Source organism: Paraburkholderia sp. CI2 (assembly GCF_014201055.1).
Classification (GTDB): domain Bacteria; phylum Pseudomonadota; class Gammaproteobacteria; order Burkholderiales; family Burkholderiaceae; genus Paraburkholderia; species Paraburkholderia tuberum.
Genome location: NZ_JACHDL010000011.1, coordinates 1 through 12603 on the forward strand (window position 1 = coordinate 1; position 12603 = coordinate 12603).

The 12603-nt window shown below is 62.9% G+C and carries 11 protein-coding genes and 1 pseudogene; 7 read left to right on the top strand and 5 right to left on the bottom strand.

The window, feature by feature from the left end; genetic code table 11:
- Positions 1-414: 414 nt before the first annotated feature.
- Positions 415-893, top strand: a pseudogene (locus tag HDG32_RS16755) (DDE-type integrase/transposase/recombinase); the annotation flags it as partial.
- Here the strand turns inward: HDG32_RS16755 and HDG32_RS16760 are convergent.
- Positions 862-1893, bottom strand: coding sequence for a LysR family transcriptional regulator (locus tag HDG32_RS16760; RefSeq protein WP_184069068.1), 1032 nt, complete (start codon positions 1891-1893; stop codon positions 862-864). The pseudogene HDG32_RS16755 and the gene HDG32_RS16760 sit on opposite strands and share 32 nt — an antisense overlap.
- Positions 1894-2092: 199 nt before the next feature.
- Between HDG32_RS16760 and HDG32_RS16765 the strand changes: the two genes are divergently transcribed.
- The 3 genes from HDG32_RS16765 (at position 2093) to HDG32_RS16775 (ending at position 6340) form a co-directional block, all read left to right on the top strand.
- A complete protein-coding gene (locus tag HDG32_RS16765; protein WP_184069070.1) occupies positions 2093-4306 on the top strand; it encodes an FUSC family protein in 2214 nt (737 codons plus the stop codon).
- A 138-nt stretch (positions 4307-4444) separates the two neighbouring features.
- Positions 4445-4663, top strand: coding sequence for a hypothetical protein (locus HDG32_RS16770; protein ID WP_090806192.1), 219 nt, complete (start codon positions 4445-4447; stop codon positions 4661-4663).
- 177 nt (positions 4664-4840) lie between these two features.
- Positions 4841-6340 (top strand): acetyl-CoA hydrolase/transferase family protein, encoded by a 1500-nt coding sequence (locus HDG32_RS16775; protein ID WP_184069072.1) that lies wholly within the window; start codon positions 4841-4843, stop codon positions 6338-6340.
- Between the two features lie 104 nt (positions 6341-6444).
- Here the strand turns inward: HDG32_RS16775 and HDG32_RS16780 are convergent, their stop codons facing one another.
- The 3 genes from HDG32_RS16780 to HDG32_RS16790 form a co-directional block, all read right to left on the bottom strand.
- Positions 6445-6699 (bottom strand): GlsB/YeaQ/YmgE family stress response membrane protein, encoded by a 255-nt coding sequence (locus HDG32_RS16780; protein ID WP_018420763.1) that lies wholly within the window; start codon positions 6697-6699, stop codon positions 6445-6447.
- A 162-nt stretch (positions 6700-6861) separates the two neighbouring features.
- Positions 6862-7569, bottom strand: coding sequence for an MgtC/SapB family protein (locus tag HDG32_RS16785; RefSeq protein WP_090806188.1), 708 nt, complete (start codon positions 7567-7569; stop codon positions 6862-6864).
- A 476-nt stretch (positions 7570-8045) separates the two neighbouring features.
- On the bottom strand, positions 8046-9209 hold the full coding sequence (locus HDG32_RS16790; RefSeq protein WP_184038688.1) for a metallophosphoesterase: 1164 nt from the start codon (positions 9207-9209) through the stop codon (positions 8046-8048).
- Between the two features lie 399 nt (positions 9210-9608).
- On the opposite strand from HDG32_RS16790, the gene HDG32_RS16795 reads away from it, so the two are divergent.
- The gene (locus tag HDG32_RS16795; protein WP_184069074.1) at positions 9609-9956 is read left to right on the top strand and encodes a hypothetical protein; all 348 of its coding nucleotides are present in this window, start codon (positions 9609-9611) and stop codon (positions 9954-9956) included.
- Positions 9957-10014: 58 nt separating this feature from the next.
- On the opposite strand, the gene HDG32_RS16800 is transcribed toward HDG32_RS16795, so the two are convergent.
- Positions 10015-10599, bottom strand: coding sequence for a malonic semialdehyde reductase (locus HDG32_RS16800; RefSeq protein WP_184069076.1), 585 nt, complete (start codon positions 10597-10599; stop codon positions 10015-10017).
- Between the two features lie 139 nt (positions 10600-10738).
- Here HDG32_RS16800 and HDG32_RS16805 point away from each other — a divergent pair, with 139 nt between their 5' ends.
- Together HDG32_RS16805 and HDG32_RS16810 are read left to right on the top strand one after the other, a co-directional pair.
- Complete coding sequence (locus HDG32_RS16805; RefSeq protein WP_184069078.1) at positions 10739-11341, top strand: alpha-ketoglutarate-dependent dioxygenase AlkB; 603 nt, start codon at positions 10739-10741, stop codon at positions 11339-11341.
- A gap of 181 nt (positions 11342-11522) precedes the next feature.
- A complete protein-coding gene (locus HDG32_RS16810) occupies positions 11523-12509 on the top strand; it encodes an ABC transporter substrate-binding protein (RefSeq protein ID WP_090806177.1) in 987 nt (328 codons plus the stop codon).
- Positions 12510-12603: the final 94 nt, after the last annotated feature.

Here is a 12603-nt window from a genome sequence, read left to right on the forward strand (position 1 = left end):
AGTGCGGATTGCCCGTGTGAAAGTAGGTAATCGTCAGGCTCCCCCCCAGTCAGAAACCCCACCCGCCGCGGTGGGGTTTCTGCGTTTACGCGGCCCAAATCAACAGCAACATGCTCGACCGAGCACGAACAATAAGCGTGGTCGGACGCCGTTGCCAGCCACTGCCAAAAGTAGCCTGTTGATCGACGCTTTTTTGCGCATACCGACGTTGACCCAGAAAAACGGACATCTATCCTTTGGAGAAGGAGGTGCCGATTATGGGCAAGCATCGTACCCCGTACCCGGCGGAATTTCGGGCGCAAATGGTCGAGCTGGTGAAGGCCGGACGCAGGCCGGAGGAACTGGAAAAGGAGTTCGAGCCGACTGCACAGACCATCTACAACTGGGTGGTGCAGGCTGATCGCGACACAGATGTTCCGGTGCGACGATGGCACGCCGTTGCGCGTAACGTTCGCACTCGACTGCTGCGATCGGAGAGGCGATTGGCTGGGCGGCGGGGACCGGCGGGCATAGCGGTGATGTAGTGCGCGACGCGATGCTGGCCGCCGTCGCGCAGCAATTCGGCACCGGGCAGGTCGCGCCGCCCATCGAATGGTTGACGGACAACGGCTCGGCTTATGTCGACCACCGCACTCGCAGCTTCGCTCGCGAATTGGCCCTGGAGTCATTGACAACGCCGGCACGTTCTCCGCAGAGCAATGGCATGGTCGAATCGTTCGTGAAGATCATGAAGCGGCAATTACGTCGCCTGTATGGACGAGCCTGACGCGCCTGCGGCGCTCTCGTGTCTGGCTGTTGCATTTGAACACTACAATGAGCGCCATCCGCACAAAGCCCTGGAATACCGCTCGCCGCGTGAGTTCAGGCGTGCTGCCGCGATTTCATTGACCTAACGGTGTCCTGCGCGTCCTGAGTTACAGGGGCAACTCCAACCAGCTGCACTGGGTCATCTCCGCCCCCCAGTTGCCCGACCTCAGCAAGCAATGCTTCGTCGCGTGCAATCACCTTCGGCAGATGCGAGCGCAAGAATTCGACCCACGTGCGCGTCTTTGCATCGATGAATTTGCGCGACGGATAGAGCGCATAAACAGTCGTCTTTTGCAGCGTATATTCCGGCAACACGCGCACCAGCGTGCCATCGCGCAACCCGGAAATGGCCGCGTAGAGCGGCACCATGCCGATGCCCATGCCTTCGCGGATCGCCACGATCAATGATTCGGCGATGTTCACATGCACGGGGCCGTCGACTTCCATCAACTCACTGCCGTTCGGGCCGTCAAGCGTCCATTCATGTGGCGGGAACGCCGGCGTATGCAGGATCAGACATTCGTGATGCGCAAGGTCAGCCGGTTCTTGCGGCGCGCCGTGCGCCCGCACGTAGGCCGGCGATGCGCACAGGATGCTGAACGTCGTCCCCAGCGGAAACGATACGAGGTCCGAATTCGGCAGCGTCGATGCGCCGATCACGGCCACGTCGGCGCTGCCCTCGAACAGATCGGGCATGCGCTGCGATAGCGTCAACTCGACGGTCACATCAGGATAAAGCTCGCGGTAACGCGAAATGGCCGGCAGGACGTAGTGCTGGCCGATGCTCGCAAAGCTATGCATGCGCAGTGCGCCGGTTGGTCGCTCGTGTGCGCAACTGGCTTCTTCTTCCGCAACATCGACATCCGCGAGGATCTGCTGCGATCGTTTCAGATAGCGCTCGCCGGCGGTGGTCAGCGCAAGCCGACGCGTCGATCGATTCAGCAGGCGCGTGCGCAGATGTGCTTCAAGCTCCGAGACCGCGCGAGACATCGCGCCGGTCGTTGAATTGAGCGATTGCGCGGCCGCGGTGAAGCTACCGGCTTCGACCACGCGCACAAACACTCGCATATTTTGTAGCGTGTCCATCAAACCTTCTGTTTCATGATCAAGATCATATTTTCCGTCAGTCTCAGAACACTATTGTTGTCCGTTCTGGAACAGATGTTCTGCACCCATCGGCTTAATGTACACATCGCGGACTCCTACAATCGGCGCCTCGCCTGCCGGTGTCGGCCATTCTATCCGGAGGCTCTCTCAGCGACCACGTAGGGTGCACTGTTTTCAGATGAAACCCGATCATGCGACCGAACCGTCGGCGGATTTCGTCGGTCCGCGCGGCGTCATGCGGCGACGCCTCAGCCGAGCCAAACTCAATCGCGCCGTGCGCGACTGGGCCACCAGCGACGGTCTGACCTGGCTGCATCTGCTGAAGACGGTCACCGCCGGTCTGCTGGCGCTGGGCATCGCGATGCTGCTCGATTTGCCGCAGCCGCGCATTGCGATGACCACTGTCTTTGTGTTGATGCAACCGTTCAGCGGCATGGTGCTCGCGAAGAGCTTCTACCGGATTCTCGGAACGGCAGTAGGGACCGTGGCCGCGCTCGTGCTCGGCGGGCTGTTCGTTCAGCAGCCCGAACTGTACATGCTCGGCATGATCGTGTGGGTGAGCGCCTGTATTGCTGCGGCGGTCCGGTATCGGCATTTCAGATGGTACGGTTTTGTGCTCGCGGGTTACACCGCCGCGCTGATCGGCATTCCAAACGTGACGACGCCTCAGGGACTGTTCCTCGCCGCACTCACGCGTGCCGCGGAAGTGGCGGTCGGCATCGTGTGTTCGAGCGCGGTCAGCGCGTTGCTGCTGCCCCAGCGCTCGATCCTTGCGCTGCGACATAACCTTCAGATCAGGTACGCGAATTTTACTGCGTATGCTGTCGAGGTGCTCGCACGCGGGCTCGAGCGCAATCAGTTCGAACGGCGTTTCGCGGATTTCGTCGACGAAATCGCTGGCTTCGAAGCAACCCGCACGTTCGTCGCATTCGAAGATCCGGCGATGCGCTCGCGCAGTGCGCATCTGGCGCGTCTGAATCGCGAATTCATGGATGCGTGCGCGCGTCTGCATGCGCTGAATCAGTTGCTCAAACGGTTGCGCGCCAGCCGCGCTGTGTCGATACTCGCGGCCATCGGTCCGTACCTCGACGAACTGGGAGGCTTGTTCGAAGCACAAGCTGAAGCCGGCGTCGAAGCATCGCACGCAGCAGCCGATCTGCGCCCCTTTCGAGCGAGCTTGCCACGCCGGGTACGCGAAACCAGGCGGGCACTCGAAGCCGCGTCCGCGGAATCGCTTGCGGACTTCGACACGGCAGCCGAATTGCTGTATCGATTCGTGGGCGAATGGATAAACTATTCGCAAACCTGTGCATGCTTGTGGCGCAAAACAGCAAGCCGGCAGCACAGCCTACGATGCAGCTCAAGCCCAACCAAGAGCCACCGCACAAGCAGACCTATAAGCCGCACAAACCATTTCGCCGTATTGTTCACATTCGTGCGCTCGGCTGTCGTCATCGGAATCGCCGGTGCGTTCTGGATCGCGACCAACTGGCCGAGCGGCGGTCTCGCCGTAATTGGCGCAACACTGGTCTGCGCGTTGACGTCCACCGCGCCAAGCGCCACCAGAATGGCCATCCAGATGGCGATCGGCGCGGTGCTCGCGACGCTGGCCGGCTATGTGTTCATGTGCTACGTGTATCCGAACATCGATGGTTTCCCGCTGCTTTGCGCGGTACTCGCGCCGGTGCTCGCGCTCGGCGCATTCATCGCGACGCGTCGCGGCGCGGCTGGGCTTGGCATCGGCTTTTCGGTGTTCTTCTGTCTGCTGGCCGGGCCGGACAACGTCGTCAGCTACGTGCCCGATCTGCTGATCAACAACGGCATCGCGCTCACCGCGTCGATGCTGCTTGCAGCGGTTGTTTTCGCGGTGGTCTTTCCCGCCGATATGCGCTGGCTCATCGACCGGATCATGGGCGACCTGCGAGCGCAAACGGTGTCGGCATGCAAGGACGCGCTGCCGGGTCTGAACCAACGTTTCCAGTCGGGCACGCATGATCTGACTTCGCAGCTGCGCGTGCTGTTGACGCACCGTTCACGACGACGGCGCGACGCACTTCGCTGGATGCTCGCGACGATCGAAGTAGGTCACGCCGTCATCGATCTGCGCAACGAAGCCGCACGCGCCGATTATGCCGACCTCCTTCAGCCGCGTTGGCGCAGCGTGATCGAACACACGTGCGACGATCTCGCCCGGCTCTTCGAACGCCCAGGTCCACGTTCGCTCGAACGCGCACTCGTCGCCGTGCGCTCGGCCACCTGGCTCGCGCAAGACATGCTGCAGGCAGTGCACGCCGAGCGCGACCGGCATCACGATCTGCAACGTATCTTGAGCTGTCTGCACTTCATTCGCAGCGCGTTGCTCGACAAGGACGCGCCCTTCAATCGTCGCTGAGCAATGCTGCGTGGATCTTTCTGCCAGATGGAAAGATCCCTTCCGGGCGGCCCCGTTTATTCGCGTAGGTGGCGGTCATATAGTTTCGTCACTGCCTCGCAGTATTCGTCGCAGTAGTCGTAAGTCCTGGAGAACGAGATGAAAGTGTTGAAGATGGTCCTGATTGCCTGTTCTTTGTCCACCGCTGCCGCCGCCTATGCACAGACGGCGCCGGCCGCGCCGGAGCAGCAGGTCGCGCAAGCGGATGGCCAGCGCACCGATAAGGTTGCCCCGCGCAAGCATGTGGAAGCGCCGAAAGCGAAAGCTGATGAATGTGTCGGCCCGATGAGCTTCTGCAACATCTACTTCGGCAGCTAAGTCCGGCTGCCTCACGCGCAAGACCTGTCGCGGATCCTATCGCGCGACCCAACACCTGCTCGCGACGCCGTCCGATCGAGACGCCGCGGCGGGTGCGGCAACCGCCTATCGAGCGAAGCCCACCGCAGACGTGCGCACCAGTAGACGAAGCTGGCGACTATGGAGAGACTCCCTTTCATGTACGAAGACCGAATTCGCTGCGCCGCGCTGCGCGGAAAAATCACCACGGCCGCCGACGCGGCGCTTCTGATTCACGACGGCATGCGGGTTGGCGCAAGCGGCTTCACGCGCGCGGGCGACGCGAAGGCCGTGCCGGTCGCGCTCGCCGAGCGTGCGCGCCGGCTGGGCGAGCCGCTGCGCATCACGTTGATGACGGGTGCCTCGCTCGGTCATGACGTTGACCGCATGCTGACCGAAGCGCATGTGCTCGCGCGCCGTCTGCCGTTTCAGGTAGACAAGACGCTGCGCGACGCCATCAATCGCGGCGAAGTGATGTTCGTCGATCAGCATCTGTCCGAGACCGTCGAGATGCTGCGCGCGAACCAGCTCGGCAAACTCGATGTCGCGATCATCGAAGCCGCCGCGATCACGGAGAGCGGCGGTATCGTGCCGACGACGTCGGTCGGCAATTCGGCGAGCTTCGCGATTCTCGCGGACAAGGTCATCGTCGAGATCAATCTTGCGCAGCCGCTCGGGCTCGAAGGCTTGCACGACATCTGGATTCCGGGGCGCCGGCCGCATCGCGAGCCGCTGCCGATCGTGCGCGCGCAGGATCGCGTCGGCACACCCGCTATCGAGATTCCGCCCGAGAAAATCGCGGCGATCGTGATGACGGACATGGCCGACAGCCCGTCCACGGTCCTGCCCGCGGATCGGGAAACCGCGTTGATCGCCGGTCATTTGATCGAATTTTTCCAGCACGAAGTCACGCGTGGCCGCATGCCGAAGCAGTTGCCGCCGCTGCAGGCGGGCATCGGTACGATCGCCAACGCGGTCCTGGCAGGATTCGTCGATTCGCCTTTCGAGGTGTTCGAAATTTATTCGGAAGTCCTTCAGGATTCGACGTTCGATCTGATGGACGCTGGTAAGGTCGCGTTCGCGTCCGGCGCGTCGATCACGTTGTCGGCCGCGCGACAGGCGCAGGTATTTGGCGATATCGAGCGCTATCGCGACCGGCTCGTGCTGCGTCCGCAGGAAGTCAGCAACCATCCCGAGGTGATTCGGCGGCTCGGTCTGATCGCGCTCAATACCGCGCTCGAATTCGATATCTACGGCAACGTCAATTCGACGCATGTCGGCGGCACGCATATGATGAACGGCATCGGCGGCTCGGGCGACTTCGCGCGCAATGCGTCGTGCGCGGTGTTCGCGAGCAAGTCGACCGCGAAGAACGGCCGCATTTCGAGCATCGTGCCGATGGTGCCGCATTGCGATCACAACGAACACGACGTCGACGTCGTCGTCACCGAGCAGGGTCTCGCCGATCTGCGCGGCCTCGCGCCGCGCGAACGTGCGACGCTGATCATCGAGCATTGCGTGCATCCGCGGTATCGCGAGCTGTTGCGCGACTACTACCGCGATGCGTCGCTTTGGGGAGGGCAGACGCCGCATTGCCTCGATCAGGCGTTTGCATGGCATACACGGCTGCGCGATACGGGGTCGATGCTGCCGGCCTGATTCTGCGGCGGCCACAACCGCGGCGATAAAAGCAGAAGCAACAGGCCATAAAAAAGCGCCAGCGATTCGAACCCGCTGGCGCTTGATGACGTCGGATGCCGTGCTCAGGACCCTCGTCGCACGAGCCGGATAATAAACAGCAGAATGACCGCGCCGATCAACGCGGTGATGATCGAGCCGATCCAGCCGCCGCCAAGCGAGATATGCAGCACGCCGGCGAGCCACCCGCCGATGAACGCGCCGATGATCCCGACGATGATGTCGACGATCAGGCCGAAGCCGCCGCCCCTGACCAGCACACCCGCGAGCCAGCCCGCGATCGCGCCGATGATGATCCATGCGATGATGCCGTGTTCCATATTCGAGACTCCCTGGTTGAGTGTGAACAAATCACGGTGACAGAGCTTAGTCGAAGGTTATGGGACAGTCCACGTTCACGACGCGGAATTAACATTATCTGAATCTGCTGCCAGCTAAGTGTAGACGATGCGCGCGAACAAAGGAGACTTACGCGCCTCGCTTCACTCGGGCGTCGGCTCTGCTTCCCGCGCGGTCCAACTGACGCTGGACACGCTCTTTTCCATGCTCAGGCGGCTCGCCATCTGTTCGAGCTTCGATTGATCCTTCGGATGCATCGTCAGCGTCGCCGTCACGCGAATGCGCGCCGGTTCGTCCTCGACATCCTCGCTCGTGAGGCTCTGGAACGACAGCGGCGCCGAGTACATCGAGTTGGAAATCGCGGCGCGAATGTTGATCTCGTCGGCTTCGCGGCAGACGATCGTCAGCACGTACTCGCGCACGAGGTCGGCGTTTGAAACCGGCGTCGAGTTGATCATCCGGCTCACTTCACGCAGCGCGGTGTTGGCCAGCAGCACGACCGCGGTGCCCGCGAGCGCCGGTCCGTAATGTCCCGCGCCGCTCAACACGCCGACGGCCGCCGAGCACCACAGCGTCGCCGCGGTGTTGATCCCCTGGATCGAGCCTTTGTCGCGCATGATGACGCCGCCGCCAAGAAAGCCGACGCCGGACACCACATAGGCGGCAATCTGCGTGACGCCGCTGACGCCGTTGCCGGTCAGCACGCCGAGCGTGACGAACAGGCACGCGCCGCTCGCCACGAGCGTGATCGTGCGCAGGCCGGCAGTGCGCTGGCGCATCTGTCGTTCGAGGCCAATCGCGACGCCGCAAGCAAAAGCGGTCAGAAGCCGCAGGAAGAATTCGAGTGTCATCGTTCAGAAAGGTTGGCGTGCGTGCTGCCGCAGGGTGAAGCCTACGCGTGGGAACGTCAGGTCGTCTACCTCGTGCACGGTAAGCGCATGAGGGTGGAACGAAATACGCGCGCACACGCGTGCAGCGGCCGCAAGCGTGCGGCATCGGCATGGCATCGAGCCACGCTGCGCTTCACCGATAGTACGCGAATGACAATGAAATGAGAGCGACGTGCGCCATCGAGCCCGAGGGCAGGACGGCGACAGGGACACCTGACGCGGAACTCCTGCCGCTCAGGCGAGCGGGCAAATCGATACTCGGCTGGTACAACTGCTACTGTCCAAGATCGTGATTCCGGTTAGAAGAATTGCGCGAATTTTAGAGGGCGGCGCAAAGTTCAGTCAAGCCGCGATCGGCGGAGAGTGCGCATGTGGGTTTGCTACAGCCGTATCGTAGACAGGCCGTAATTAATTGCTCCGGACTGCGAATGTTGAGTTCAATCCGGTTCGCCCGGCACGAGTCTCAAGCGCGTGATTTCCGAAGGCGCACCGAGTCGTTTCGGCGGACCCCAATAGCCCGTACCGCGACTCGTATAAACCCAGAGTCCGTTCAGGCGCGCGAGGCCTGCCGTGAACGGCTGTTGCAGGCGCACAAAGAAATTCCACGGAAAGAACTGACCGCCGTGCGTATGACCCGACAACTGCAGCGTAAAGCCGGCCGCCGCGGCCGCTTCGGCCGAACGCGGCTGATGCGCGAGCAGCACCCTGATCAGCACGTCGCCCGGCGCGCCGGCGAGCGCCGCGACCGGGTCGCTGCGATGCGCGGGGTCGTGATGACCCGCCGAGTAATCGGTGACGCCGGCGATCACGGCGCGCGCGCCGTCATGGTCGACGATCACGTGTTCGTTCAGCAGCACCCGCAAGCCGAGCCGGCGGAATTCGGCGATCCACGAGTTCGCTCCGGAGTAGTACTCGTGATTGCCGGTCACGAGAAACGCACCGTGCCGCGCGGCGAGCCGCGACAGCGGCTGCGTATGCCGGCTCAGCTGCGGCACGCTGCCGTCGACGACGTCGCCCGTCACCGCGATCAGATCCGGCTTGAGCCGGTTCACCGCGTCGACGATCGCATCGACATAACGGCCCTTGATCGTCGGGCCGACGTGGATGTCACTGATCTGCACGATCGTGAAGCCGTCGAGCGCGGCAGGCAGATCGTCGATCGGCACGTCGATCGTGACGACGCGCGCGCGACGGCGCGCGTTGAACAGGCCGATCAGCGTCGACAGCAGCGCGAGCAGCGGCACCGCCGCCGCCGAGCCGGTGCGCCAATGCGCGATCGTGAGCGTGTTCGGCCAGATCGCGTCGATCGTCAGCAGCGACGCCAGCACGAGGTCGCGCGCGAACGTCAGTACCAGCAGCGACGAGAAGAAGCCCATCGCGAGCAGGCCCACCCACGCGAGACGGTCGCCGAGCGGCTGGCGCTTGAAGCCGCGCGCCATCATGCCGACCGGGATCAGGTAGATCGACAGCACGAGCCACAGCACGCACAGCCCGCGGCCGGCCGCGTCGATCGGCATGTCGGGAATCAGGCGCAAGCCGACATAGATATGCAGCAGGATGCCAATCAGGATGATGCGGACAAGAAACGATGAACGTCGCATAAAGAGGATCAGGGCGGGAAGGAGGCCAAAGGGCCGGCATCAGCGACAGCGCGGCGGCGATCGGTTAACGAACGCGGCGAATCATTCTACCGACATGTTCAGTCCCTTGCCGTAGCCGCAAAATTCGTGCTCCCGCACCGCACGACACGCCGGCCCCGAAGCCGCCGGGACGCGCCACGAAAGGTGTTCGCCGGGGCAGGCGCATTCCGTGCTCAGCACATACTTACAGGGCCGCGCGCCGCGCATTCAATGCCTATGCAAGCGAATTAAATGGGCTTTGAATCGTATTCATGCGTGGAGTATGCTTGAAACAAGCCAGCTTGTTGCCGGGGCAGTGTAGGGCGCTTCGGCCATGACTGGTTCTGTCGCCGGGAAAGATCGGGCGGGGGGAGGCACACCATGAAGCTGCTCAAATCGGGCCACCTGTGGCATCACGCGCACGACGTGCATCATGTTCATCATGAGCATCATGTCGGGCGCGAGGGCAGCCACGTGATGCTGCCGCTCGTCGGCATCTCGCTGATGGCGATTGCGCTTTACGTCGGCGTACGCAACATCGATTTCTCCGAACTCGGCAAAAGCGCGCTGTTCGACGTCGTGATGGTGTGCGTCGCGCTCGGCATCGCGGGCCTGTTCGGTGCGGTCGGCGCGTGGCTGCGCTCGAATGGCGACGAAGCCGAAGAGGGCTTCTGCTTCATCGGTGCGCTGATCGGCACGGTGGTCTTTTATATCGCGGTGCTGACCTGACGCGATCCGATCCAGCGCGTGGCGCGCACCCGCAGCGCCATCCATCATCAACGCCCCGTCACACTATGCGCGCGGCTTCGTCGAACGAAAAACGCGGGCTGCGCGCAAACAGCTTTGACGGATCGCCGTGGCCAAGATTGATCAGGAAGTTCGACTTCAGCGTCGTGCCCGCAAAAAACGCTTCGTCGACCTTGGCCTGATCGAAGCCCGACATCGGCCCAGTGTCGAGACCGAGCGCACGCGCCGCGAGAATCAGATACCCGCCTTGCAGCGTCGAATTGCGAAACGCCGTGTCCGCGATCAACCGCTCGTTGCCGACGAACCAGCTGCGCGCATCCGCATGGGGAAACAGTTTCGGCAGATACTCATAGAAGGCCATGTCCATGGCGACGATCACCGTGACGGGCGCGGCCATCGTTTTCTCGAGATTGCCAGCCGACAACGCCGGGCGCAGTTTCTCCTTGCCCTCCGGCGTCCTGACGAACACGAAGCGGCCCGGACTGGAATTGGCCGAGGTCGGGCCGAGCAGTACGAGCTCCATCAGCTCGCGCAGCACGGCGTCGTCGATCGGCTTGTTCTGCCAGCCATTTTGCGTACGCGCGTCGCGAAAGAGCTGCGCGAGCGCCTGATCGGAAAGTGTCATGGAGTGGTCCGTGCGAAAGAACAGAGGGAACGCGGAGAGCCGCGTCGAATGAAAGAGCAACGCGCGTGAATCAGCGGGTGAGCCGGTGTCGCCATAATAGTCAGGGTTTTGACTTGTCCGCTTGCACCCAGACATTCCGATGAGCACCGATTTATTCAACGACCTGCCGACGCCCGACGTCGACTGGTATCCAGACTGGCTCGCAGCGGCCGACGCCGAACGCCTGCTGGCCCGACTGATCGACGAAGTGCAATGGCGCCAGGACATGATGGGCACGCCCGCCGGCCGTGTTGCACTGCCGCGTCTGACCGCCTGGCAGGGCGAGCCGGACGCGGTGTACGTGTACTCGGGCATCCGCAACGTGCCGCAAGCATGGACGCCCGCCGTCGCCGAACTGAAGGCGGCCGTCGAGGCGACCAGCGGCGCGCGTTTTAACAGCGTGCTGCTGAATCGCTACCGCAGTGGCGCCGACAGCATGGGCTGGCACGCAGACCGCGAGCCCGAACTCGGCAAGCAACCGGTAATCGCGTCGGTGAGCCTCGGCGTCGCGCGCAGGTTCGATCTGCAGCACAACCGCAGCGGCGTCGTGCAATCGTTCTCGCTGAAGGGCGGCAGCCTGCTCGTGATGAAAGGCGACACGCAGGCGCAGTGGCGTCATCGGGTGCCGAAGGAGCCGCGCGTGAGCGGCGAGCGCATCAATCTGACGTTTCGCCGGGTCACTCCGAGAATGACGCCGACCTGAGGCAGCGAGCGGCAATGCTCTGACCGGCGCGCCATACCAAAACTGATATCGAGGGCGCGAATCATATGATTGGACGGTTAACGCGTCGCACAGTACGCTACCTCACGATCCATGCGTCGTGAGGGCCGCGAGGGCCGGGCAGACCGCTGGGTCGTCTACACAACAACTATTGGAGACTGTCATGGCGAATACACGACGTGCCGCGTGTCGCGCTCTGGGCGCGCTCGCGCTTTGCGCGAGTCTCGGAGCGCTGACGCTGGCCACGCCCGGCGCGCATGCCGAGGACAAGAAAATTACGCTCGGTTTTGCGCAGGTCGGTGCGGAAAGCGCATGGCGCACCGCGAATACCGAATCGGTGAAGTCGGCGGCGACGGAGGCCGGCATCAACCTCAAATTCTCCGACGCGCAGCAGAAGCAGGAAAACCAGATCAAGGCGATCCGCTCGTATATCGCGCAGAAGGTCGACGTGATCGCGTTCTCGCCGGTCGTCGAATCGGGCTGGGAACCGGTGCTGCTCGAAGCCAAGGCCGCGAAGATTCCGGTGATCCTGACCGACCGCAACATCGACGTGAAGGACACGTCGCTGTACGTGACGATGATCGGCTCGGACTTCCTCGAAGAAGGACGGCGCGGCGGCCACTGGCTCGCGGATCACTACAAGGACGATAAAGGTCCGGTCAACATCGCCGAGCTGCAAGGCACGGTCGGCTCCGCGCCGGCCAACGACCGCCACGCGGGTCTGATCGAAGTGATCAAAAGCGATCCGAAGTTCAAGATCATCGCGTCGCAAAGCGGCGACTTCACGCTCGCCGGCGGCAAGCAGGTGATGGAAGCGTTCATCAAGACCTACGGCAACAAGATCAACGTCGTCTATGCTCATAACGACGACATGGCGCTCGGCGCGATCCAGGCGATGGAAGAAGCCGGCATGCATCCGGGCAAGGACGTCGTCGTAGTTTCGTTCGACGCAACCAAGGGCGGCTTCCAGGCGATGGCCGCCGGCAAGATGAACGTCGACGTCGAGTGCAGCCCGCTGCTCGGACCGCAGCTGATGTCGGCGGTGAAAGACGTGGTGGCCGGCAAGCCGCTGCCGAAGCGCATCCTGACTCAGGAGACTGTCTTCCCGATGAGCGTGGCCGCGCAAACTCTGCCGTCGCGTAAGTACTGACGCGGCGCGCAACGTCGCCGCGGCAGCGCTCGCGCGAGCGCCGCGGCGTGTGCGGTGTTCAGGCGCCGGGGCCAACGGGCTCACGGCGCGAAGG